Source organism: Exiguobacterium sp. SH0S1 (genome assembly GCF_004337165.1).
Taxonomy (GTDB): Bacteria; Bacillota; Bacilli; order Exiguobacteriales; family Exiguobacteriaceae; genus Exiguobacterium; species Exiguobacterium aurantiacum_A.
On sequence record NZ_SJVC01000003.1, the window covers coordinates 186552 to 210843 of the forward strand.

General features: G+C 52.3%; 22 protein-coding genes. 11 read left to right on the forward strand and 11 right to left on the reverse strand.

Translation table 11 applies throughout. The features are described 5' to 3' along the window. Positions 1-23: 23 nt before the first annotated feature. Both EVJ20_RS10055 and EVJ20_RS10060 read right to left on the reverse strand, forming a co-directional pair. Positions 24-3167 carry an efflux RND transporter permease subunit gene (locus EVJ20_RS10055; RefSeq protein WP_131508118.1) on the reverse strand — a complete coding sequence of 1048 codons (3144 nt, stop codon included), beginning with the start codon at positions 3165-3167 and terminating at the stop codon, positions 24-26. Positions 3168-3196: 29 nt separating this feature from the next. After that, the gene (locus EVJ20_RS10060; RefSeq protein ID WP_131441679.1) at positions 3197-3763 is read right to left on the reverse strand and encodes a TetR/AcrR family transcriptional regulator; all 567 of its coding nucleotides are present in this window, start codon (positions 3761-3763) and stop codon (positions 3197-3199) included. Between the two features lie 227 nt (positions 3764-3990). On the opposite strand from EVJ20_RS10060, the gene EVJ20_RS10065 reads away from it, so the two are divergent. From EVJ20_RS10065 to EVJ20_RS10075, 3 genes are all read left to right on the forward strand, one after another. Further along, a complete protein-coding gene (locus EVJ20_RS10065; RefSeq protein WP_071398814.1) occupies positions 3991-5061 on the forward strand; it encodes a Fe(3+) ABC transporter substrate-binding protein in 1071 nt (356 codons plus the stop codon). A gap of 131 nt (positions 5062-5192) precedes the next feature. After that, the gene (locus tag EVJ20_RS10070; RefSeq protein WP_071398815.1) at positions 5193-6830 is read left to right on the forward strand and encodes an ABC transporter permease; all 1638 of its coding nucleotides are present in this window, start codon (positions 5193-5195) and stop codon (positions 6828-6830) included. Beyond that, complete coding sequence (locus tag EVJ20_RS10075; RefSeq protein ID WP_071398816.1) at positions 6830-7537, forward strand: ABC transporter ATP-binding protein; 708 nt, start codon at positions 6830-6832, stop codon at positions 7535-7537. The genes EVJ20_RS10070 and EVJ20_RS10075 overlap by 1 nt, the downstream gene beginning before the upstream one ends. Before the next feature lie 50 nt (positions 7538-7587). On the opposite strand, the gene EVJ20_RS10080 is transcribed toward EVJ20_RS10075, so the two are convergent. The 3 genes from EVJ20_RS10080 to EVJ20_RS10090 all read right to left on the reverse strand — a co-directional run bounded on the left by EVJ20_RS10080 (position 7588) and on the right by EVJ20_RS10090 (position 10694). After that, complete coding sequence (locus EVJ20_RS10080; RefSeq protein ID WP_131508120.1) at positions 7588-8475, reverse strand: class F sortase; 888 nt, start codon at positions 8473-8475, stop codon at positions 7588-7590. Between the two features lie 18 nt (positions 8476-8493). Then, positions 8494-9831, reverse strand: coding sequence for a copper amine oxidase (locus EVJ20_RS10085; protein ID WP_131508122.1), 1338 nt, complete (start codon positions 9829-9831; stop codon positions 8494-8496). 83 nt (positions 9832-9914) lie between these two features. Further along, complete coding sequence (locus EVJ20_RS10090; RefSeq protein ID WP_131490580.1) at positions 9915-10694, reverse strand: AraC family transcriptional regulator; 780 nt, start codon at positions 10692-10694, stop codon at positions 9915-9917. A 123-nt stretch (positions 10695-10817) separates the two neighbouring features. Between EVJ20_RS10090 and EVJ20_RS10095 the strand changes: the two genes are divergently transcribed. Both EVJ20_RS10095 and EVJ20_RS10100 read left to right on the forward strand, forming a co-directional pair. Continuing rightward, positions 10818-12467 (forward strand): glycoside hydrolase family 13 protein, encoded by a 1650-nt coding sequence (locus EVJ20_RS10095; RefSeq protein ID WP_131508124.1) that lies wholly within the window; start codon positions 10818-10820, stop codon positions 12465-12467. Positions 12468-12570: 103 nt separating this feature from the next. Continuing rightward, positions 12571-13077, forward strand: coding sequence for a flavodoxin domain-containing protein (locus EVJ20_RS10100; RefSeq protein WP_131508126.1), 507 nt, complete (start codon positions 12571-12573; stop codon positions 13075-13077). Here the strand turns inward: EVJ20_RS10100 and EVJ20_RS10105 are convergent. Then, the gene (locus EVJ20_RS10105; RefSeq protein ID WP_131508128.1) at positions 13041-14639 is read right to left on the reverse strand and encodes a glycoside hydrolase family 55 protein; all 1599 of its coding nucleotides are present in this window, start codon (positions 14637-14639) and stop codon (positions 13041-13043) included. The two genes, EVJ20_RS10100 and EVJ20_RS10105, sit on opposite strands and share 37 nt — an antisense overlap. A 265-nt stretch (positions 14640-14904) precedes the next feature. Here EVJ20_RS10105 and EVJ20_RS10110 point away from each other — a divergent pair, with 265 nt between their 5' ends. The 4 genes from EVJ20_RS10110 to EVJ20_RS10125 all read left to right on the forward strand — a co-directional run bounded on the left by EVJ20_RS10110 (position 14905) and on the right by EVJ20_RS10125 (position 16721). Continuing rightward, positions 14905-15105 carry a cold-shock protein gene (locus tag EVJ20_RS10110; protein WP_016507985.1) on the forward strand — a complete coding sequence of 67 codons (201 nt, stop codon included), beginning with the start codon at positions 14905-14907 and terminating at the stop codon, positions 15103-15105. A gap of 125 nt (positions 15106-15230) precedes the next feature. After that, complete coding sequence (locus EVJ20_RS10115; RefSeq protein WP_070328358.1) at positions 15231-15644, forward strand: pyridoxamine 5'-phosphate oxidase family protein; 414 nt, start codon at positions 15231-15233, stop codon at positions 15642-15644. Between the two features lie 194 nt (positions 15645-15838). Continuing rightward, a complete protein-coding gene (locus EVJ20_RS10120; RefSeq protein ID WP_071398824.1) occupies positions 15839-16342 on the forward strand; it encodes a DoxX family membrane protein in 504 nt (167 codons plus the stop codon). A gap of 82 nt (positions 16343-16424) precedes the next feature. Then, entirely contained in the window at positions 16425-16721 is a 297-nt protein-coding gene (locus tag EVJ20_RS10125; RefSeq protein ID WP_021068057.1) for a DUF3817 domain-containing protein, read from the forward strand. Between the two features lie 25 nt (positions 16722-16746). Here EVJ20_RS10125 and EVJ20_RS10130 read toward each other — a convergent pair whose 3' ends face one another. Then, positions 16747-18012, reverse strand: a complete 1266-nt coding sequence (locus EVJ20_RS10130; protein WP_131508130.1) for an MFS transporter — start codon at positions 18010-18012, stop codon at positions 16747-16749. Between the two features lie 110 nt (positions 18013-18122). On the opposite strand from EVJ20_RS10130, the gene EVJ20_RS10135 reads away from it, so the two are divergent. Beyond that, complete coding sequence (locus tag EVJ20_RS10135; protein WP_131508132.1) at positions 18123-19313, forward strand: helix-turn-helix domain-containing protein; 1191 nt, start codon at positions 18123-18125, stop codon at positions 19311-19313. A 4-nt stretch (positions 19314-19317) separates the two neighbouring features. Here EVJ20_RS10135 and EVJ20_RS10140 read toward each other — a convergent pair whose 3' ends face one another. Continuing rightward, positions 19318-20304 carry a S66 family peptidase gene (locus EVJ20_RS10140; RefSeq protein ID WP_131508134.1) on the reverse strand — a complete coding sequence of 329 codons (987 nt, stop codon included), beginning with the start codon at positions 20302-20304 and terminating at the stop codon, positions 19318-19320. A 64-nt stretch (positions 20305-20368) separates the two neighbouring features. Then, a complete protein-coding gene (locus EVJ20_RS10145) occupies positions 20369-20695 on the reverse strand; it encodes a winged helix-turn-helix transcriptional regulator (RefSeq protein WP_071398828.1) in 327 nt (108 codons plus the stop codon). 106 nt (positions 20696-20801) lie between these two features. Here EVJ20_RS10145 and EVJ20_RS10150 point away from each other — a divergent pair, with 106 nt between their 5' ends. After that, the gene (locus EVJ20_RS10150; protein WP_131508136.1) at positions 20802-21602 is read left to right on the forward strand and encodes a VOC family protein; all 801 of its coding nucleotides are present in this window, start codon (positions 20802-20804) and stop codon (positions 21600-21602) included. A gap of 12 nt (positions 21603-21614) precedes the next feature. Here EVJ20_RS10150 and EVJ20_RS10155 read toward each other — a convergent pair whose 3' ends face one another. Together EVJ20_RS10155 and EVJ20_RS10160 are read right to left on the reverse strand one after the other, a co-directional pair. Further along, a complete protein-coding gene (locus EVJ20_RS10155) occupies positions 21615-22607 on the reverse strand; it encodes a 5'-3' exonuclease (protein WP_070328350.1) in 993 nt (330 codons plus the stop codon). Positions 22608-22800: 193 nt separating this feature from the next. After that, entirely contained in the window at positions 22801-24111 is a 1311-nt protein-coding gene (locus EVJ20_RS10160) for a hemolysin family protein (RefSeq protein WP_071398830.1), read from the reverse strand. Between the last annotated feature and the right edge of the window lie 181 nt (positions 24112-24292).

A 24292-nucleotide genomic window follows, 5' to 3' on the forward strand; every position in this document is an offset into this window, starting at 1 on the left:
TCTCGGTCAAATCTCTTTTTGAATTATGCTTGTTGTTTCTTGCGGAATCGAGCGAAGAACTCATAGACGATTGGGACGATGAGTAACGTCAGTAACGTCGAACTTGTGAGTCCGCCGATGACGGTGACACCGAGACCTTTCGAGATGAGTGCGCCGCCTTCGAGTCCGAGGGCGAGTGGTGATAAGGCACCGATTGTCGCGAGCGCCGTCATAAGGATCGGACGGAGTCGCGTACCGGCTGCTTCGAGCAACGCTTCACGCGTCGATAGACCGGCTTCTTCTTTATGAATGACGCGGTCGATCAAGACGATCGCATTTGTGACGACGATCCCGATCAACATGAGCGCACCAATCAAAGCAGATACGGAAATCGTTTCTCCCGTGATCAAGAGGGCGACGAGTCCGCCGATGATCGCATAAGGGAGCGAGAACAATACGACGAACGGGGTGATGGCACCGCCGAACGTGACGACGAGCACCAAGTAGACGATGGCAATGGCTGCGAGCATCGCGAGGCCGAGCTGCGTGAACGATTCTTGAATCTGTTCTGTCACGCCGCCGACGTCATACGAGACGCCCGTCGGGAGATCGATGTCAGAGACACGTTCTTCGATGGCGGCCGACGCTTCCGTCGCCTTGTCCGTGCTAAGTTCGACGCTGACGGTAGCAAGGAGCTTGCCGTCGCGCTGGACGAGCGTGTCCGGCGTCGTGCCTTCTTCGACTTCGATGAAGTCTGAGATTGGGCGCGGCCCGAACGGCGTCGTCACTTCTTGCGCTTGCAAGTCTTCAATGCTGTCATACGTGACTTGTTCCGTCGGGATGATGACGTCGAGCTGTTTGTCATCGATCGTCACACTGGCGAGCGGACTGGCCTGTGCTTGGAACTGACCGATCGTTTGAGCGAGTTGAGCGGCCGAGACGCCAGCTTCAGCTGCTGCTTGTTGATCGACGTTGAACGTGTACTGGACGTATGACTCACGAAGATCAGACGTCGCTTGGCGGACGTAGTCCGTCTCTTCTTCGATCGTCTCGATGAATGTCGGGACAATCGCTTCAAGATCTTCGAGCGAGTTGGCGTAGACGTTATACGTCACACCGCTCGTTCCGGCACCGCCGGCGAAGTTTTGTTCTTTCCATTCTCCGCCTGAGGCAAGTTCGTTCAATTGTTCGATGTCTGCCAATTTGACGTCGGCAAAGTCTTCTGTGTCCGGGTCGTACTGGACGATGAAGATCCCTTGCTTGTTATTCCCCGGGTTGAGCGGGTTTTCGCCACCGACCGTGAACTGGACGTCGGTCGCGTTCGGCTGGTCTTCCATAAAGTACGTCTCGGCGATCTCAGCAGCCGCGATTGAGTCGTCAAGCGTCTGTCCTGGTTCTGGGTCGAACGTGACGAACAGCGTTTTCTCCGAATCTTGGTTCAAGAAGTTGACCCCGATGGCTGGGACGAGGGCGAAACTGCCGATCAAGAGAAGTGTCGCGAGTCCGAAGACGACGAGCTTGTGGTTGAGCGACCAGTTGAGCACACCGCGGTACCATTCGGCAAGTTTACCGGGTCCTTCTTCCGGCTTCAGCTTGTTACGGTTTTTAAAGAACGAATCGGCCATCATCGGTACGACCGTGATCGCGACGAGGAGCGAAGCGAGCAAAGCGAAGACGACGGTCAAGGCGAACGGCAAGAACAGTTCGCCGACGAAGCCGGTCACGAAACCGAGCGGTAAGAAGACGGCGATCGTCACGATTGTCGATGACGCGATCGGGACGAACACTTCTTTCGTCGCGGCGATGATCAACGCTTTGCCGCGTAACGGTTCGTTCGGACGAGTGAGTCGACGATAAATATTTTCGATGACGACGATCGAGTCATCGACGACGCGTCCAATCGCGACGGTCATCGCCCCGAGCGTCATGATGTTGAGCGTGATATCGAGTTGCTTCAAGACGATGAGCGCCATCAAGAGCGATAGCGGAATCGAGATGACAGCAATGATCGTCGAACGGAAGTTACGAAGGAACACTAAGATGATCAAAATAGCGAATAGACCACCGAGTAACGCCTTCGATACCATCGTCTCGACCGATTCTTCAATCGGCTGACCTTGGTCGAGTGTGATTGAGACGTTCGCCGTATCATATTCGGCCTCAAAGTCGTCTAAAATCGTTTTGACGGCGTTGACGACGTCGACGGTGTTCGCGTCTTGTGTCTTCGTCACTTGAATCCCGATCGAACGTTCTCCGTTCGACCGCGAAATCGATTCTTCGATGCCGCGGTCTTCGATTGTCGCGAGTTCGCTTAAAGCGACGGTCGGGACTGTTGTCGGCACATTCGCAGGTGGGACTGTGCCAGGGACTTCGCTTGGCAACTCAGGTGTCTCGCCAGCCGGGAATCCACTTGGCGTCCCTGGGGCGGTCGGTTCAGCTGGGGCTGGTGAGTACGGGATTTGCAGGTCGCGGAACGCTTCGAGCGTCTCCGACTTCCCGTCGATGACAACGGCCTGTTCCGTATCCCCGAGCTCGTACAAACCGAGCGCGATGCGGGCATCGTTTGCTTGAATCAACTGTTTGACCGTATCTTCTGTCAAGTTGTATTCGGCAAGTGCGGCCTCGTCGAAGCGAAGCTCGACGCGACGGACTTCTTGACCGGCGATTTGGACGAGCTGGGCACCTTCGACACCTTCAAGGGCCGGTTGGAGCTCGTCTTCGACAAGTTTTGTCAACTCAGCCAAATCGAGGCTTTCATCTGAAACGGCTGCACCGACGACCGGGAAAGCGTCGAAGCTGAGGCGTGACACTTGCGGGTCTTGGACGGACTCTGGCAGCTCGACGTTGCTGAGTGCATCTTTGACCTGTTGTTCGGCTGCTTCCATATCCGTGCTGAAATCATAATCGATTTGAATGTTCGAAGCATTTTGGAACGAAGACGAACGGACTTGTTCGACACCGTTCAAACTCTTCAAGCGATCTTCGAGCACGGTGCTCACTTCGTCGAGCACTTGTTCAGGGGAAGCGCCAGGGTAAATCGTCGTCACCGAGACGGTCGGTGTCGTGATGTCAGGCAGTGTCTCTAGTTTCATCGTCAGGCCGGCAAAGATTCCGGCGGCCGTTAAGATGATCGTCATCAACCAAACTGCGAACTTGTTGTTGACGGAGAAGGTCGTGATCTTTTGCATGGGGTTCATTTCTCCTCTAATAAATTAGTCTAGTTTCCCGAATCGATGTGTCGGGCGCGCTCGATGAGTCGAGCGATAATGGCTTGTTTTAAAGCGGTAGGGGGGACGCCGACATTGAAGTGTTCGGACATCATCATCCCTTCAAGGGCATAGCGGATGATCATCGTCTCGACGGGATCGCTCGTCTGTTGAAATTCGGCGAAGAACGTGTCGAGGTCATGCTTCCAACGGTCGGCGTACGCTTGATCGACGGCGAATAACGTCAAGAAGGCGATCATCTTCTCGGCATCGATATGAATTGGCGAGCGTTCCGGATAGAGTTTCGTCTCATCAAATAGGCGGACGAACGCCTCGACCGGACCGTGGCCGTCAGCCTGAAGTGATTCGTATAAATCGTTTTGTTCGGTTTGAAGCCGTTCGACGATGGCGGTCAAAAGCGCTTCTTTCGACGGATAATGATACAACAGGCCACCTTTTGAGACACCAGCGGTCTTTGCGACTTCATCTAATGTCAGTTGGTGCACTCCGTGCTCCATGATGATCTCGGTCGCGGCATCTAACAGTTTTTGTTTCGTGATAGTTGATCGGTTTGTCATTTCGTCACTCCTTTCTGTACCGACCAGACGGTCTTTTCATTTCAACTATAGGCGCCTCATCATTTTGAAGTCAAGAAATGATATCGTCAAAACTGTTAAGTTATAAATACATAACTACTGGTAACGTTTTCAAAAAAAGGTTGACATGAGAATGATTATCATCGATTATAGTGATTGAGAGTAATTATCATTACCAACAAAGAGACTAAAACATGGGGGAAATATAAATGAACAAAAAGTACATGGCACTTGGACTTTCGGCAGCACTTACGACATCACTGCTCGCGGCTTGCGCGAGCACGGAAGAGACGACTACTACGGGGGACAATGAGACGGCAGAAGAATCAAAAGTCGTCAACGTCTACTCGAGCCGTCATTACGATGTCGACAAAGAGCTCTACAAACAGTTCGAAGAAGAGACGGGCGTGAAAGTCAACGTCGTCGAAGGAAAAGGTGATGAACTTCTCGAACGTTTGAACACAGAAGGTGAGAACACAGAAGCGGATCTCTTCATTACTGCTGACGCCGGGAACTTGCACCAGGCAAAAGAAGCAGGGCATCTTCAAGCGGTCGATAGCGATGTGCTTGAGTCGAACATCCCAGAAAAATACCGTGACACGGACAAAGAATGGTTCGGTCTCACAAAGCGTGCACGTGTCATCGTCTACGCGAAAGATCGCGTGAAGCCGGAAGACTTGTCGACGTACGAAGCGCTCACGGAAGAACAGTGGAATGGGAAAGTGCTCGTTCGTCCATCTGAAAACATGTACAACATCTCACTCCTCTCGTCATTCATCGAAGTGAACGGCGTCGACCAAGCGAAAGAATGGGCAGAAGGCATGGTCAACAACATGGCGCGTGACCCACAAGGGAACGACCGTGACCAAGCGAAAGCCGTCGTCGCCGGTGAAGGTGATGTGGCCATCATGAACACGTACTACATGGGTCTCATGCTGAACTCAGAAGACGCGGAAGAGAAGAAAGTCGCTGAAGCGCTCGGTGTCTTCTTCCCGAACCAAGACACGACAGGTACGCACGTCAACATCTCTGGAATCGCGATGACGAAAGCGGCGAAGAACTCTGACAACGCGAAGAAACTCATGGAGTTCATGTCTGACCCGTCAGCGCAAGAGCAGTTCGCAAGCGCCAACTACGAGTACCCGGTCAACGAATCGGTCGAGCCGAACGAGCTCCTCAAATCATGGGGTGAGTTCAAAGAACAAGATATCAACCTATCTGTTCTCGGTGAAAATCAGCAAGAAGCCATCCGCATCTTCAACGAAGCTGGTTGGAAATAAAACGACTTCGGCTTGAACGCATGTTCAGGCCGAAGGTTTTTGCGTTTCCTGACAGTCTAAAGGTATGACCGGGACGATGAAACTGATATGATGGGACAGGAAGTAAATGAAAGAAACGGGAGCTGTAAGACATGAACTGGTATGCAATCAAACGACAACTGAATGGATGGTCCATCCTGAGCTTTATCGCGTTGTCGTTTATCGTCTTGCCAGGAATCGTCGTCTTAGTAGAACTGTTCGCACCGGTCAATGACAATTGGCAACACATCCGCGAATATCTGCTGCCGACGTACGTGAGGAACACGTTGTTCATCATGCTCGTGACCGGTTTCTTGACGACCATCATCGGAACGAGCCTCGCTTGGTTCGTCACGGTGTATGACTTCCCGTTACGGCGATTCTTCAAATGGGCGCTCATCTTACCGCTCGCAATCCCGCCGTATATCGGTGCTTACACGTATCATGGCATCTTGAACTACACCGGCGTCATCCAGACGACGCTGCGCAACGAGTTTGGCATCACCGTGGATCAGACGTACTTCAATATCATGACGATCCAAGGGACGATCTTCATCTTCACGTTGTTCTTGTATCCGTACATTTATACGATCACACGCGCGTTCCTACACAATCAGTCGTCGTCGATGATCGAGAACGCCCGCATCCTCGGACGCGGGTCGTGGGATATCTTCTTCACCGTCGTCATCCCGATCTCGCGCGTCGCCATCATCGGCGGTGTCAGTCTCGTCTTGATGGAAGTGTTGAACGACTACGGCGTCGTCAAATACTTCGGAATCCAGACGTTCAGTACGGCCATCTTCAGCACGTGGTTCGGCATGAAGGACACGTCTTCAGCGTTAAAACTTGCCGGCACGCTCATGATCATCGTCATCGCTATCTTGATGGCGGAACGACTCGTCCGAGGCCGCAAGCAGTTCAGCTATGCGACGACAAAAGTGAAGCCGCTCAAGCCAAGACCGTTGAACGGCTGGCATCGTTACGCCGTGTTCGGTTACGTGGCGACGATCTTCGTTATCGCTTTCGCGATCCCGTTCATCCAACTCGTCGCTTGGACGTTCTTGACGTTCGAGCAAGTGTTCACGGCTGAATTTTTCCGCCTCGTCTGGAACACGGTGAGCGTCGCCTTTATCGCGACAATCATCATTCTCGTATTCGCACTCATCATCGCCAACTATACGCGGTTGTTCCCATCGAACATGACGCGCGTCATCTCGAAAGTGACGACGCTCGGCTACTCGATCCCAGGAGCGGCTATCGCCATCGCTGTCATCACGTTGTTTTTACTACTAGACGAATGGGTGCTAAAAGCAGCGCTCGCGCTCGATCTCGGACAGACGTTCGTGTTCCGGACGACGCTCATCATGCTCATCTTCGCCTACGTCATCCGTTTCCTCGCCATCGGTTACAACTCGATCGAGAGCGGATTTGAGAAAGTCGGGAAGTCGTTCACGGAAGCGTCACGCATGCTCGGTTGGGGCACGGTTCAGACGTTCTTCCGGGTCGATATCCCGATGATCAAAGGGGCGATCATGAGCGCGTTCATCCTCGTCTTCATCGATATTATGAAAGAGTTGCCGCTGACACTGTTCTTGCAGCCGTTCAACTTCTCGACGCTTGCGACGCAGGCGTTCAAATATGTCAGTGATGAGAAGATTCACGAAGCGGCGCTCGCGTCGATCGTCATCGTTCTCATGAGCGGATTGTTAATCTTTGTGTTCCATAAGGTGCTTGATAAGGAGGCCGACTAATGTTTGTTCAAATCAACGATTTACACTTCAGCTATAAAGGTGCAGAAGCAGAGACGATCAAAGGGTTCTCGCTCTCGATCACGAAAGGCGAAATCGTATCCCTCCTCGGCGACAGCGGTTCGGGGAAAAGTACGATCTTGCGCCTCATCGCCGGTCTCGAGATGCCAAATCAAGGCGTCGTCGTCGTCAACGATTGCGTCTGTTGTGACGACTGCCAGTTTATGCCGCCCGAACAACGCGGCGTCGGCATGGTGTTTCAAGACTATGCGCTCTTCCCGCACATGACCGTTGAGAAGAACATCCGCTTCGGCCTCCATAAGCTCAGCCGGAAGGAGCGGAACGAACGGGTCGAGGAGATGCTCACGCTCGTGAACTTATCTGAGTTCCGGCATCGCTACCCGTATGAGCTGAGCGGCGGTCAGCAGCAGCGTGTCGCGCTCGCGCGTGCGCTCGCACCGAAGCCGTCCCTCTTGATCTTAGACGAGCCGTTCAGTAACTTGGACACGTCGCTCCAACACCGGATCCGCGACGACTTGCGCCGTCTCCTCAAACAGACGGGCACGACGACGATCTTTGTCACGCACGACGAGGAAGACGCGGAAGCGCTCGCCGACCGTATCGTCTATCTCGGAGAAGGCAAGATCAAGAAGCAGATCATGACGGAGAACAACAAGACGTTCAACCCGCAAATCCCATGTTTCGTCTAATCGAAAGAGCCCACAGACAGTCGTCTGCGGGCTCTTTTTTGCTTCCTTTGTTATTCCGAAGGAGTCGACTCATTTCCAAGCCGGTCGATCGCCGTCACGTAATACGTTGCCTGCCCGTTCGTGACTTCAACACTCTTCCGGGCGTGTGACGGGACGCTCTCGATACGTGTCGCGTTCCCGTCGATGACTTCATAGACACGATAGCCGATGACGGCATCGTCACGGACCGCGTGCCATGTGAGCAAGTTACCGCTTAACGTGACGTTCGTCGGGGCGTCGAGTTCGACTGTCGACTTGATCTCGCTATCGACAAGCTCCGTGTAAACGACGAAACGTTGGTCATAACCGCCGTCCCCGAACGTACCGGAACACGTGATCAAGTTCAAGTTGCGATTTGACGTGGCGCCAAAAATCTCGTCGATCGGGGCATTTTTCGTGTCATAACTCTCTGTTTTTGTGACACGAAACCGCAGCGTGTTGCCCATCTCATCGATAATCGTCACGTCATCGCCTGTCTTCAGTTGATCGAGTTCATAAAAGACGGCGGGCCCCGTCTTACTATCAACGTGTCCGGCGACGACGGCGTTGCCTTTACTGCCTGGTTTGACACCGGGTTCGAACCAGCCGACTTGATTCTCGTCAACGGGTACGCCCATCTGTCCGTTATCGAGCACGCCGACCTGTTCGATCGCGGTGTCGACATTGATGCTCGGGATTTGAATCTGGACAGGTGTCACGGCTTTAGTGCTTTCCTCTTCCTCGGCTAAACGAAGTTTCTTCACCTCTTCCTGTAGAAGTGAGAATTCAGCCGATAAATCTGGGCTCTCCTCTATTTGTTTTTCTTCTACAGGTGGTGATGACGATTCTTGAGCGCTCGTCCACGACCAGAAGCCAAAACAAAATAGAGAGAGCGCCAAAAACAAATGGCGCTTGTTCATTGGGCTCTCTCCTTTAGTTTATTGTTCTGATACTTTACGGTTGCGAAGCGTAACAAAGGCGAGCATGATTCCGCCAAGTATAGCTAGGCCAGCGTAAAGGGTATTCATTGATTGTGCTTGTGCACCACCGAGACCTGTTTCAGGCATCTCTGCAGGCATTGCTGTTTCAGCGAACTTGTCAGGCATTTGTGTCACGATCGCGTTACCGAGTGTTTCACCAACACCGAACATGAACGCGTATCCTTCACGGAATGACATCCAAGCTGCATCTGCGTCACCGGCTACATATTGATCAAACGTTTGAAGCACGAGTGCCTCATGTTGCATGATCGCTTCTTGACCGGCCGCTTGTGGCAAGTTGCCTTCTGTCGCTGCATCGAGGAACGTACTGAAGTCGACAGCGAACTGATCGAGTTTCATGCGTGCTTCTTCGATTTTAGCTTCGTCGCCTTCAAGTGTTGCTGCGACGATGTCACCTTGTGCTGTGATGTGGTTTCCGTTCCATACTTTTTCAAACTGAGCCGCACCTTCGTCACCGTAGACCGAACCGATGGCTGCTTTAAAGTCGAGCGTGTTTTGATCTTCAGCCCAGCTGCCGTAGTCGAAATCTTCCGCTTTGTCGTAGCCTTTTTGCATGCCGATCGCAGCGAGAGCGAAGTGTTCACCGGCGAGGCTGTTCAATGTCGAACGAAGCTCTACAGCTGGCGTGTCAGCAGGTGTCGGGAATTTGTCAGGCATTTGCGTGACGACCGCTCCTGAGAGGGCTTTACTGATGTCGAACATGAGCTTGTAGCCTTCACGGTATGTCATGTAAGCCGACTCGTAGTCACCGGCGACGTAGTTATCAAACACCGAGAGAACTTGATCTTCGTGAAGTTCAAGGACGTCAGCGGCTGCTTCTTTCGGTAAGTTGCCTTCTGTCGCAGCATCGAGGAATGTCGAGAATTCTTCGACGAACTCATCGACTTCGGCTTCAGCCTCGGCACGAAGTTCTTTGTCGTCTGACTTGGCAGCTTCGACGAAGTCAGCCGAGTAGCTGTTATGGCCGGCGAAGATGTCTTCGAACTGAGCCGCGCCTTCGTCACCGTAGATTGAGGCGATGGCTGGCGTCATGTCGAGCGCATTTTGATCGAGTGCTTTCATTGCGACTTCGGCATCCGGTGCCCCGTCGTAAGCTTTCATCATCGATGTGACGGCTAAGACATAATGCTCAGATAGTAATTGGTCGAGCGTGGCACGAAGGTCTCCAGCTGGCGTGCTCACCGTTGGCGCCTCTGCTGCTTGGGCGTTCAATGGTACGAGTAACCCCAGTGCCAGTGCCGGTGCTACAAATTTGTTCATTGTTTTTTTCTTCATGTTCAATCGCTCCTTTTTTGTGAATGGTTGTCGTTGTTTACACCCATCTAACGGAGCGGTTCAAAAAATGGATCACTTTTTGATTATTTTTTTTCGTTTTTTTGTTGAAGTGTGCGGTAAACCCCTGGTGCGACGCCATATTTCCGTTTGAAAATCCGATGGAAATAAGGATACGTTCGAAACCCGGACAGCTCGGCGATCCGTTCGAGCGAATGTTGCGTATACCGCATTTGCTCTTCGGCGAGCTGGAGCCGGATCGTGTGCGCGTACTCGATGATCGTCATCCCGGTCACTTCCTTAAAGAGATGCACGGTCCGCGATACGCTCAAGTCGACGGCAGCGGCGACGTCGGCAATTTTGAAGTCGGCGGTGACGTTTCCTTCTATATAACGCATCATGCGAGACACGACCGGGGGACGTACATTCGTCCGGACGTCTCGCATCGATCGGTCGAGCATGAGCAGAAGCGCCTCGATCAACTTCTCGATCAACGCAGTGCTCTGTTCATCGGTCGGTCGTCGTGCCTCTTCCGTGACGTGTTGCCAAAGCGAGAGGAGGCGAGGGTCAATCGAGATCGTGGTGAGCCGTGAGCGGGTAGTCGTCGACCACCAGGTGTCGAGCGTCGGACCAGCGCAGAACAAATGATAGTCGCCACTCGCCGGGGTATCGATATTCAACTCATAGTAGTCACCCGGTTTGACGAGCAGCAGATCGCCGGGGTACGCGACGTACGTCTCCCCGTTGACGAGGATTCGGGCCGACCCTTCAGTCTGCAAGCGGATCAAGTACGTGTCCAACCGGTTGGCGAACGGAAAAGTATATGCTGCTGTGTGATACGAATAGCCACAAAAGCCGATTTCCATCGAATTACTCCTTTATAATAGCAAGATTGTGCATATTTTAATCATATCATGGATAGGCACAGGCGGCGGGACAAGGTACGATGATGACGTCAGATCTGAACCGATGATGAGGAGGAGACTTTTATGAAACAATGGTGGAAAGAAGCGGTCGTCTATCAGATTTATCCGCGCAGCTTTAACGACTCGAACGGGGACGGAATCGGGGACATCCCGGGCATCACGGAAAAGATGTCCTATTTGGCTGAACTCGGGATCGACGTCATCTGGTTGTCACCGGTGTACGATTCGCCGAACGATGACAACGGCTATGACATCCGCGACTACCGTGCGATTATGGATGAGTTCGGGACGATGGACGATTTCGATGCGATGCTCGAAGAGGCGCACCGTCACGGCATCAAGATCATGATGGACCTCGTCGTCAACCATTCTTCCGATGAGCACCAATGGTTCATGGAGTCTCGGTCTTCGAAAGACAGCCCGTACCGCGACTACTACATTTGGAAAAAAGGCGAGAACGGTCAGCCACCGACGAACTGGGGCGCTTTCTTTGGCGGCAGCGCGTGGGCGTACGATGAAGCGAGCGACGAATATTATCTGCATCTGTTCAGTAAGAAACAGCCCGACTTGAACTGGGAGTCGGAGACGCTGCGCCGCGAAGTGTATGATTTGATGGCTTACTGGCTCGACAAAGGCGTCGACGGTTTCCGGATGGACGTCATCAATATGATCTCGAAAGACCAAAGCTATCCGGACGGGAAGACGCGCGGGACGGGCTACGGAGACGGAACGCCGTTCTTCTTCAACGGGCCGCGCATCCATGAGTTCATGCAAGAGATGAATCGTGAAGTGTTGTCGAAGTACGATACGATCACGGTCGGGGAGATGCCGGGTGTCAGCGTCGACGAGGCGAAGCTATACACCGGTGAAGACCGTGACGAGCTCAACATGGTGTTCCATTTCGAGCACGTCGACGTCGGCAACGGCAGCTTTGGGAAGTGGAATCCGACTGACTGGAAGCTGACGGAGTTGAAGACGATCTTCTCGCGTTGGCAAGAAGGACTCGAGGAAGAGGGCTGGAACAGCCTATATTGGAGCAACCACGACCAACCGCGGGCGATCTCGCGATTCGGCAACGATTCGGATGAGTACCGGGTCGTCTCTGGCAAGATGCTTGCGACACTCCTGCACATGTTGAAAGGGACGCCGTACATTTATCAAGGCGAAGAGTTCGGCATGACGAACGTCGCGTTCGACTCGATCGACAAGTACCGTGACATCGAGACGCTCAACGCGTATCGCGATTACACATCGAACGATTTGTTGACGCACGAGGAGATTTTCCGCGGCATCCACGCCCGCGGACGCGACAATTCGCGGACGCCGGTCCAATGGTCGGCTGACGCGCAAGGTGGGTTCACGACCGGTACGCCGTGGATCGATGTCAATCCGAACTACGTCGACGTGAACGCGGAAGCGGCACGTCTTGATCCGAATTCACTCTTCCATTACTACCGTCAGTTGATCGCGCTGCGGAAACAGAATCCGGTCGTCGTCTACGGGAAGTATGAGCTGTTGCTCCCTGAAGACGAAGCCGTCTACGCGTTCACGCGGACGCTCGAAGGAGAGACGTGGCTCGTGCTGTGCAACTTCTCTGCTGAAACACAAGAACGGACGTTGCCGTATGACGTCAAAGACCGTATCATCGGCAACATGGAGCCGATCGAACCGTTCACGCTTCGTCCCTACGAGGCACAAGTGTACAAACTATGACAAAAAACTCGCCCAAGCGGCGAGTTTTTTTCAAGCGTATAGTATTCTCCAAACCATTCGGGAATAGGAAGAGTAGATTCTGACTTAATAAGGGGGAAACGAGATGAAGACGTTGATTGCGTATACGTCACGATATGGTACGAGCGAGAAAGTCGCCCATCTTTTGGCCGCACGGTTGTCCGGAAACGTCCACGTTCAAAACTTGGTCGATGAGCCAGACGTCGATTGGGCAACGGTCGACCACGTCATCGTCGGGGGATCGATCCGGATGGGGAAAGTCCAAGACGAGCTGACCGACTGGTTGAAGCAAAGCGAAGTCCAATTGCTTGAACGTCCGCTCGGATTGTACTTGTGCGCCGGCACGCCGACCGCGGCGGAGCGGCAACGTGAGCTCGAAAGCGCGTACGGGGAACATTTACGAGCACACGCCTACTTCGTCGAAGTCGTCGGCAGCGGCTATGACTTTGAGCGGATGGGCTTCCTCGACAAAGCCATCGTCCGGATGATGGCCAAACAGACGGTCAGTTCGCTCAATTTGGACGAAGCCCGGTTGAATGAGCTCGTCGAGTCGACTCAAGCGTCACTTCGCACCCGATCTGAGAAACCATAAGCGAATAAGTCGTGCGCTTCGACCGGGCTACTCGTGGAGATGAGAACATCTCCACTTTTTTGTTCGCCTTCGATGTGTTTTAGCACGACGTTAGCGAGCTGTCCGCCGATCTTTACAGAGATCGGGGCCGAATTCCGGCATGTGACATCTTCGATTGTGACGTGATCGGTCCGATTGTCGCCGCCGAACAGTTCGATGTCGGCGCGGCTGGAAACGAACCCGCTTGTGGCGATCCGTTTTAATTGAACGTTCCGAGACTTATACTGGACGGCGAGCGCTGGATGTCCTGTATAATCATAGGACGGGTCACCGATGGCCGTAAAGCCATGGATCAATACGTCTTGATACGCCGATATGACGAGGCTACGGGGTGATGACTTGGCGTATAGCTTCGAGCGTACCGGTTCAATCGATAGTAAATTCGTCCCCGAGATGAACCGCGCCGTCTTCGACTCGGGATCGTCGGCCAAGTGGTGTCCGATGTGGCGAAAATTGAAGGACCGATTATCACGATACGAGACGTGCCCAAAAATATGGACGTCATGGGCGGCCGAGGACGTACCGTGGGCTTTCACCTCGACGCCTCCAAAACAACCTTCCGTCATATTGTTGACGAGCACGACGTGACGCGAACCGTCATCGACCTCGATGCCGTTTGAATTGGAGAAGCCGTGGGCGTGCGTACGTCCGTGCGGGTGATGACAGTAGCAGTTCGTGATGTAGATGGCGTCGCTATGATGCGTCGTGATGCCGTCGTCCCCATAATTCGTCGCCTCGCAGCGGTCGAGCCAGATGTAGCGGCTGCCTTTTTTGGCACGCAACCCGTCCCCGAGGTAATGGTAGTGAGGGGCGGTGATATCGAACGCGTGCAGCCCGGCACCTTTGGCGGTGACGTGATGGACCCAGGCGAATTTGACGTGGGCGAATGTCAACGCGCTCGAAGCCGTGTCTCCACTCGACGTCCGATCGACGTCGCCAAGGCGCTCGACGTTCCAGTCGAGCGTCAGATGGGCGACCTCGATGTGATGGTTCCCATAAAACGGTGTCGCATTTCGCAGCAGCCGGCGATGCTTCGGTGTGCCGTCGGCCAAGCGTAATACCGTGTCCTGCTGTCCCGCACCTTCGAGCACGCAGTTCGAGGGGATCCGGACGCCACGGACGATATAGACACCGGCCGGCACGTGGACGTGGCGGTTCGACCGAAGCGCGAGCCGGAATGCGAGCGTGCAGTCCGTCTTGCCGTCCCCGACGGCCCCGTAATCGGTCACGTCGACGTGATGGCGTGTCGTCTGCAGTAAATTCAAATGTTCCGCGTCGAGACGACGCATCCAGACGGGCCGGACGAGATCGTCGACGACCTCGAGCGGGAGTGCACTCGTCACCGGTGTGATTCGTTCCGTCATCGGCAAGTGGGAGCGGTACGACTTCGATTGGTCAGGATAATGGTCGTGTCGCGTCGCTTGATGCCAAGCGAGCGTCTCCGTCAATAGCTCATCTGTCGACCAGGCCGCGTGACGGGCGATGGTGGCAGCGATATGCGTGCGGTCAATTTGATTCATCATATGAGTCGTCCTCCTAACGTTCACTACATGTGGTGTACCCGTTTTGAAATTATTTTTAGCAAACCGAAGTATTTAGTAGACAGAAGCATTTATCCATGGTATATTACATATGTGCTTAATTAAGAATAGCTGGAAACATAATTCACAATCGCTTGGGATTATTTTTCATGAAAGATAATCCAACAAGTTTTGTGCTTTTTTTTGGTCAGTTTTTTCTAGTAAGGCACTACTAGAACGCACAGCGTTTATTTCAGGAGGGTTCATTATGAACACAGGTAAAGTAAAATGGTTTAACTCAGAAAAAGGTTACGGCTTCATCGAAATGGAAGGCGGAGACGACGTATTCGTACACTTCTCAGCAATCCAAGGCGACGGCTTCAAGACACTTGAAGAAGGCCAAGCAGTAACTTTCGAAATCACTGACGGAGCTCGTGGCCCACAAGCTTCTAACGTTGAAAAAATCTAATCTTCCTTTCCAAGGAATTTTATAACCTGCTCGCTTCGGCGAGCAGGTTTTTTCGTGTCTTCGTGTTTAATCAAATGCCGCAAGGGAATGATTATACGAGTGACTATGATAAGGGGGCTTTTTAAATGGATGCTAAAACAACGGCACAACAAATTCTAGATGCAAGCAACGTCGGAACGATGGCCACGGTATATAAAGGGAAGCCGCACAGCCGATACATGACGTTTTTCCATGACGGTCTGACACTCTATACGGCAACCTCGAAAGATACGGATAAAGTCGATGAGTTGAAGAACAATCCGTATACGCACGTCTTGATCGGCTACGACGGGGACGGGGTCGGCGACACGTATCTAGAGATTTTAGGAGAGACGTCGGTGTCTGATGACGAGTCGATGAAAGAAAAAGTGTGGAACGAAAAACTTGAGGGCTGGTTCGACGGCCCGGATGATCCAAAACTCGTCATTTTAAAAATCTCACCGCAATCGATGCGTGTGATGAATAAAAAAGGCCAACCGCCACAACAAGTTGATCTTTAAATCAGTGGAAGCGATGTCTCGAGTAGACATTGCTTTTTTTGGTGCAATTTCCAAAAAGTGACTGACCTGTGACACACATATGAACGAAACGTGAACTATTGTCTCAAGCTATGTGAAAACATGAACATGGGTGATATATTGTGAATGTAATCACATATAAGCCATCATTCAACCATTCAAAAGGAGGAATTATCATGTTCACAAAGTTTTGGCAAAACCACAACATCGCAACCGGCATCTTGACGGTATTACGGATCTGGCTCGGCTATCAATGGCTCACAGCCGGATGGGGTAAAATCACGGGCGGCTTCGGATCAGAAGGCTTTCTGAATAATGCGCTCACGCTTGCGACGGGAGATCACCCGGCGGTCGCCGGCTGGTGGGCAACATTCCTTGAAAACTTCGCGATCCCAAACGCAGCACTTTTCGATATCTTAATTCCATACGGTGAGTTCTTGGTTGGTCTCGGTCTCTTGCTTGGTGCCCTCACACGCAGTGCGGCTTTCTTCGGACTCGTCATGAACATGGCATTCTTATTGTCAGGGACGGTCAGCACGAACCCGACGATGTTGATCGTATCGGTCTTGATTCTCGTCGCGGGCTACAACGCAGGCAAGATCGGCGTCGACGGTTTGTTCCTTCGCCGCTTCGTCGAAACAAAAATTTCGCATCGTTCACCAAATCGTCAAATAGCCTAACGACTTTCTAACGTTCCCCTGTGACAAACTTCACCTCTATCGGCTACGATGAATGTAGCATCGATTAAAAAGGAGAACGGATATGAACGCAACTCGATTCAAATGGCTCGGTTATACAGAGGGGATGTCATTCCTGCTCTTATTGTTGATTGCAATGCCGCTCAAGTATTTGGCTGGCATGCCGCTAGCCGTCAGCATCGTCGGTGCGGCCCATGGTTTCCTGTTCGTCGCTTACGTGGCGGCAGCGGTTTACATGGCGTGGCGCTTCAACTGGGGCTTCAAAGTACTAGTCCTCGCGGTCATGGCTTCGGTCATCCCGTTCGGACCGTTCTTGTTAGAGAAACGAGTCCTTCCATCAACAGAGAAGACATCGAACTGAAAAACGTTCGATGTCTTTTTTTCGTTCATTGATGTGTCGGCGCGCTTTCGACTTCAGCCAGTACCGTCGCTTTTTCAGCGGTGATATCGTGACGGATGCGGTGCATCGCGAACAGCGTGATCGAAAGCAGGCATACCATGCAAATCGCATAAAGTGACGTGACCGACATCCATTCGCTCAATAACCCGAACGACACGAAACCGAGCGGGGTGATCCCCATCGCGAGCGATTCGAGGACGCCCATGACACGACCGAGGTAGCTTGGTTCCGTGTTCGTCTGCAAAAACAGTTGGATGGGAATATTGATGCGGATGATGAAGAAACCGCTCAACAAAGCGAATCCGGTGAGGAAGACGATGGCGGGTGTGACCGAGAAGTCGAAATAGAGCGGGACGGCCGGGCCGATAAAGAGGCAACCCATGACGATAAGCGATGTGCGGACCGTCGCTAGACGATACTTGATCTTAAAGAACGGCAGTGCGTGGGCAAGTGAGGCGACTAAAAATCCGACTGCGAACATACTTTCCAAAAAGCCGAACTGGAGCGGGCTGACCCCGATCTGCTGCAAGGCGGCAATCGGGAATAGGACTTCTGAAGCGACGAAGAAGAAGTTGAGGAACGCCGCAAGAATCGTCAGCGTCCATAGCACGCGTTGGCGTTTCAAATAGCGGAAACCGGAGCGGACGTCGTCCCACGTCGATTGATCGGTGGAGACATGTTCATACGCTTGGAATGTGAGACGTGAGGCGAACAGGGCGGCGATAAGGAACAAGAGGGATGAGCTGAACAAGAACGCTGAAATCGGTAATAGCTTGAACAGCGCCCCGGCTAAAAGTGGCGTGCCAATGCTTGAGACGGAAATGATACTTTGGATGAGCGAATTGGCGCGTTGAAGCCCGTCTTCGTCGAACAGGAGTGGAATCGAACTCGTCAACGTGACGGACAAGAAAGTGGAGACGATAGAAAGCAGACATGTAATAATCAAGAAAGCAGGGACGCCGAACGTCCAAATGAGGCTCGCGGCCCCGGCCAAGAAGAACAATAGCCCGTTGAGCGATTCCATCGTGATGATGACGCGTTTTCGGTTCAATTTGTCGGCATACGCACCGGCAAACGGCGATAATAGAACACGAGGCAACGTCCCGGCCAGTAAGACGAGGGCGAACTGGAGCCCAGATCCGGAAGTCGTCAGCACCGTCAATCCGGCGACGAACGTGAATAGGCTGGAAGCGAACAACGACATGAATTTCCCGAGCAACAACACGTGCAAGTTCGAGGTAGAAGTAGTCATACATAGTCTCCTTTGCAATTAAGTTCAATGTGATTTAACATTATAATAGACGACAAAGAGAGATTTGTAAACAATAAGTTCAATTAAATTTAACTTTTAAGAGGTGTTCTATGATTGGACAACGGATTAAGACGTTACGAAAAGAAAAAAAGTTGACGCAAAGTCAACTCGCAGACGGCATCATCACGAAATCGATGCTCAGTATGATTGAGAACGGGAAAGCCGAAACGTCGATGCGCAGTCTGCGCGAGATTGCCAAGCGGTTGGACGTGTCGGTTCAGTCGTTACTTGTCGATCCTCGCGAGGCGGAGCTGCAAGCGCTCGTCGAAGACATCGAATACGCCCAATTGAGCCTTAATCCATGGGACGAGGAAGCTACCAAGCAGGCGCTATCCCCATATTTGACGACAGAGATGAACTCGGTGTGGCAAGGGAAGGCATACGTCATTATGGGAGATAACTTAAAACATGGCGATAAGCGCAGTGAACTGTTAACTTATTATGAGCGAGCAATCAATTTGTTCGAACGGCTCGATGAAAAAGATGAGCTGGCGATGGCACTCATCGGGAAAGCTTACTACTACATTTTGTGGAATCAGTTTGAGGAAGCGAGCGAACAGTTTGATCGATTGGAATTGTTAGACGTGCGAAACATGTCGTCACGAACTCGGATTGAATATGCGATGCTTCTCGTCATGAAAGAAATGACGTATGAAGGGAATCTATCTGGGGCCATCCATCATCTAGATTCTGCCCTTAAACACATGCATCAGACGAGAACGTATTATCGAGCCGACGATGTGAATCGGACGATTGCATTATGTGCTCTTTACCTGAAAGACGAACAACGGATCAATGAGGCGTTTGTGAAAGCAAGGCAGTACATTCAGTTCACGGACGAACACGTGGCCAAAGTGCGTCTCGCTTTGTCAGAGGCACTTTATGCCATCCACTACGGCCGCGTCGAGCAGCTCGGGCAACAGATTAAGGAAATGGAGCGACTGTTGGGTGATGATTACTCGTTCATCGCCGCGATCGAGATGTCACAAGGAGTCTATTATGCGATGAAAGGTGAGATGGAACTCGGAGATATGGCTTTCAAGCGGCTATGGGAAGGGATGGACGGTTGGAAGACACATAGCTTGATCGATCAGGCCGTCTATTTTGAAGGGGTGCTGATTGGTGCGAGTTACGGGTGTGGGCTCGAATTAGTGCCTTCAATCGAAGGATCTGTTCAAAGGTTTCCCGAAGGATTTTATCGGACACATTTGACCGAATTGCTACAAAAAATCAAGGGCTGAATCCTCAGCCCTTGAACGTTTGAATGAGCGTGCCTTTCCCGTCCTCGACTTGAATCGAGGCATGGGCACCGTTAATGAGTGTCAGTTGTGGTGGCACGTGCCCGCAGTCGATGTCATAAATGATGGGAACGTTGAGTAGTTCCTGTAGTTCAGCGTAGACGTCTTCTGCCGTATAACCTTGTACCGGTGGTTGGGCATCGCTGCGGCCGAACAAGATGCCTGTCGTATGATCAAACCAACCGGCCCACTTCATTTGAAGCAGGGTCCGTTTGAGTGCCGGTACATCCATTTCGGCGTTCTCGAAATACCAAAGAATCGGTTCATCGTTCAAATGAGTCTGTTGGAACTGAGCGACGTCACCGTAAGGCGTCCCAATCGTATGCAAGAGGACGTCGATACAACCGCCGAGCAGACGACCGGTCGCTTCCATCCCACCGAGTGATTTCCATACGGTCGGCTCGGTCAAATGGTAGACGCATGGACTCGGATTACCGTGCTGCCATTCTTTTTGAAATTGCTCTGAAGACAGTTGAATGACGGTCTCGCCGTGTTTCGTCGATAAGACGTCGAGCCAACGCGAACTCGTCGCATCCCACGATTCCCCGCGCAGATCGACAAGGTTCGTCCCGTGAGCCGAGGCGATGCCGGTCTTGAGCGTGTAGACGAATAAAAATAAGCTGACGTCAGAGTAGCCGAGCATCCACTTCGCTGGGAGCGTGTCCCAAGCGATTTTATCGAGTAGCTCGAGCAACAAGACGCCGCCCCATGGCGGGATGATCAAATCGACGTCCTCATCGTGGAACAGTCGCGTCATCTCTTCGGCACGCACTGCGGCCGGCGCCGATTTTGCTTTGTGTTGTGTCCAAACAGACGGTTCAAATTGAAGCGTGAAGCCGTGGCGTGCGAATAAACTATGACGCGCGGCTGGTACTCCGGACGACGGGGCGGTTACGCCGACGTGGCGACCGGTCAACTGTGGATAACGAATCATGAGATCCTCCTGTGGATAAGTGATGGGCAGTGATACGGAAATGAGTTATCCACATGTGGACAATTTATTTTTGTTGCATGCGCGCAGCGTGCTTCATGCCCCAAGCGTTCATCGTCTCAAGTACCGGGATAAGCGTCTTGCCGTACTCGCTCAACTGATAGTCGACGCGCGGCGGGACTTCCGGATAGACGGTACGGATGATGATATCTTGCTCTTCTAAGTCACGCAACTGGGCTGTCAAAATCTTTTGGCTAATGTTCGGGAGCGAGCGTTTCAGTTCACTGAACCGGAGCGTCCCCCCGTTGATGAGCGCGAGTAAAATCGATGGTTTCCATTTACCGGTGATCAGTTCGAGTGCGGTATCGACTTCACAGCTTGAGATCATCGTCATGAGTCTCGCTCCTCTCTAAGTATCCTTTCGGTAACTATACCACCTTTTTGTGCCGTCTTCTGCAAACGGGACACGGCATGTATAGTAAAGAGAGAGGTGAGAAAACATGAAATTAACCAATATCCAACTCGGACCGGTCACGCTCCGGGTCAGTGAATTAGAAAACATGAAACAGTTTTACGAACAAGTCATTGGAATGGACGTACTCGAAGTCGGTATCGACCGCGTCACGCTCGGTGCGCCGAATACGCCGCTCGTCATCTTGCATGAAGTCAAAGGTGTGCGTCCGAACCGAAAGGCGGCCGGCTTGTTCCACATGGCAATCTTGCTTCCGGACCGCGTCGAACTCGGACGCATTCTCCGTCATTTGATCGAGCGACGGATTGAAGTCGGTCAAGGCGACCATTTGGTCAGTGAGGCGTTTTATTTGAACGATCCGGAAGGGAACGGCATCGAGCTGTATGCTGATCGGCCACGTGAGAAGTGGGAATATGAAGCGAACGGTCACGTGAAGATGTCGACCGATCCGGTTGAGTACGAATCGATGCTCGAGGCGGCAGCGGACCGTCCGTTCACAGGTCTTCCTGTCGGGACGACGATGGGACACGTTCACTTTAAGGTACGTTCCCTCGAAGCGGCGAAATTATTCTATCAACATCGACTCGGGTTTACCGTCACGACCGATTCATACCCGGGTGCACTGTTCCTCGCGGCCGACGGGTATCATCATCACATCGGTGCGAACGTCTGGGCCCGTCCGACTGAACCGATGAACGACGAGGCGGGACTTGAAGCATGGACGCTTTTTGTCGACGCTTCGACGAACCACGAACTCGGAGGGACGACGTCGGAATGGTCGCTCACCGACACCGATGGGATTACGGTCAATATAAAAAGCGTGGACTAATGTCCGCGCTTTTTAACGTGCTGAAATTTTCTTTTGACTCGAATCAAACGAGAGGCGAATGCCACGTTTTTGATACGCTTGTTCGACCCGTTTTGAATTGATGCTGAGCTCAAGATGAGCCAGTTTCAAATGTTCAAGTTCTGGCACCGTGACATCGAGACGGACGAGCTCCATGTTGCGCTCGGCTTTTTTGCGTGTACGTCTCAAGTTACGGGGCACTTCCTCTGACGTCAGTGCCGCGATCGTTTCATTGATCAGTTGTCGTTTATCGCCTTTGACGCTAAGCGCCGTGTAAAGCTTATCGAGCGAACCGAAGCGTTTGATCAACTGTACCGATTGACTTTCGTCAAGGCCGGCTACAGGTGGGATGCCGTCTGAACGGTCTCCCGTCAACGCTTTGACCGCTGAGAGCTGTTTCGGCTTCAATCCTTCGTACAACGCTGCGATCTCCTCAGGACGAATCTCGAGATGTCGCTTGAGTGGGAGCGGGCGGTTGTCTTGGATATCACAACGAGCTTGCATTTGCTGAAGCTCCTGTGTTTGAAGCCATACTGTGATGCGTGGGCTCACGAGCTGAAGCAAGTCTTTATCCTTCGTCATGATGACGACAGGCGCGCTGCAGCTGAACTTCCGAGCGATGTGGGCAATCAAATCTTCTCCCTCATAACCTTCGACTTGATATTGCGGGATTCCGCTCTCTTCAAGCAATTGGCGCATGAGTTCCATTTGAGCCTTCAACTCGGGTGGTGTCTGGCGACGGCGGCGTTTATAGCCGGGATAAAGCTCGCGACGCCACAATGTTTCACGTGAGACGTCCCATACGACGACAAAATGAGACGGACGATGTCTGCGTAGAATCGTCCGGATGAGGCCGGTCATACCGATGACGGCACTCCGATCGTTTTTAGATACCTCGCGTCCTTTTTTCGTTCGGCTCGCGGCGGCACCGTAGTAGGCACTGGCCAGCATGGAGTTTCCGTCAATTAAAAATAGTTTACGTTCCATGCGTAACCTTCTTTCTGTAGTTGTTGGACCGAACATTAATGAACTGTTCGGTGATGTTGTGTCAATGAGTGACACGCACTCAAATTAGCAACATATGTGCAGTATATCACGACAAGCCTTGAAAATATAGCGACAGTTCGAGCGTCAATCGAAAAGCCCTCCCTAATGTTCAAGGGAGGGCAGTCAAAGACACTCAGTCCATTTCGGCTCGAAGCTGATCTTTATGCGCAAGAATCAAGTCGACGAAGACGATGCGGTGATTGTCGATCTCGCGGACGATCAGTTCGTGCTCACCTGGCAGGACGAAACGTTCGCCGGTGCGTGCATTCGCTTTTTGCGAGAGGACGAAACCACCAATCGTATCGACGTCATCCTCGATCTCAATGCCGAAGCGCTCTTCGATCTCTTGCGTGAGCACGAGACCAGACAAGCGATAATGGCCTGGATTGACTTCAGTGATCTCGGCTTGTTCGTCCCGGTCGAACTCGTCGCGAATCTCACCGACGATCTCTTCAAGGATGTCTTCGATCGTAAGCAGGCCGGCGGTGCCGCCGTACTCATCGATGACGAGACACATCATCGTCCGTGCGTTCTGCATTTTCACCATCGCTTCTTGGAGCGGTGTGAATTCCGTGACGAGCGGTAACTGATGGATAAACGATTCAAGCGGGGCGTCACTCTTGACGAGTTGGGCCGTGAACACTTGTTTGGCGTTAATAAAACCGAGCACGTCATCGCGGTCACCGTCTCGTGTGACCGGATAGCGCGTATATTGATGCTCTTGGACGGTCGCGATAATCGTCTCGATCGAGTCTTCTTCATCGATCGTCACCATATTCATCCGCGGCACCATCGCATCTTTTGCAACACGTTCATCAAACGAGAAGATATTTTGAACGTAAGCGAGTTCGTTCTCGTTGATTTCTCCACTTCGAAAACTCTCCGTCATGATAATTTTGAGTTCTTCTTCCGAGTGCGCCGTCTCTTGCGCCGTCGTCTTGACACCGAACAAGCGGAGCGTGAGCCGGGCCATACTGTTGAGCACCCGGATGAACGGATACAACAGCTTCGTGAAGAAGTAGAGCGGCCGGGCGACGAGCAGCGTCAATTTCTCGGCTTCATGTACGGCGAGCGTCTTCGGGACAAGTTCGCCGATGACGACGTGTAAAAAGGCGATGAGCAAAAAGGCGATTAAGAACGACAGGAATGTAGAAACCGACGGCGAGACGCTCAAGCGGTCGACGAGCGGTTGAATCATTCCTTCGATTTGATCGGCACCGATCCAACCAAGGCCGAGCGCGGCGAGCGTGATGCCGAACTGCGAGGCGGATAGCGAGTCATCGAGGTTCTCGATCACTTTTTTAGCGACGGACGCTCGTGAGTTTCCTTCTAGAACGAGTTGGTCGAGCCGTGCGCTCCGGACTTTGACGATTGAAAATTCGGCCGCCACGAAAAAGGCGGTCATGAAGATGAGAAAGGCGACGATCAATAAACTGAGTAACATGGGACTGTCCAAAAATTCCCCAAAAAATCGGGGATTCACCTCCATAAGAATAAGTTTGTACGTTTTTCAGGCGAGTCCTGAAAACGAATAGTTTGTTTCAGTATAGTAGATTTCCCATAAATATTCAAAAGACAGCCCGAAAGGTTTCATGAAGAGGGGAATACGGGAACTACAAACCGAG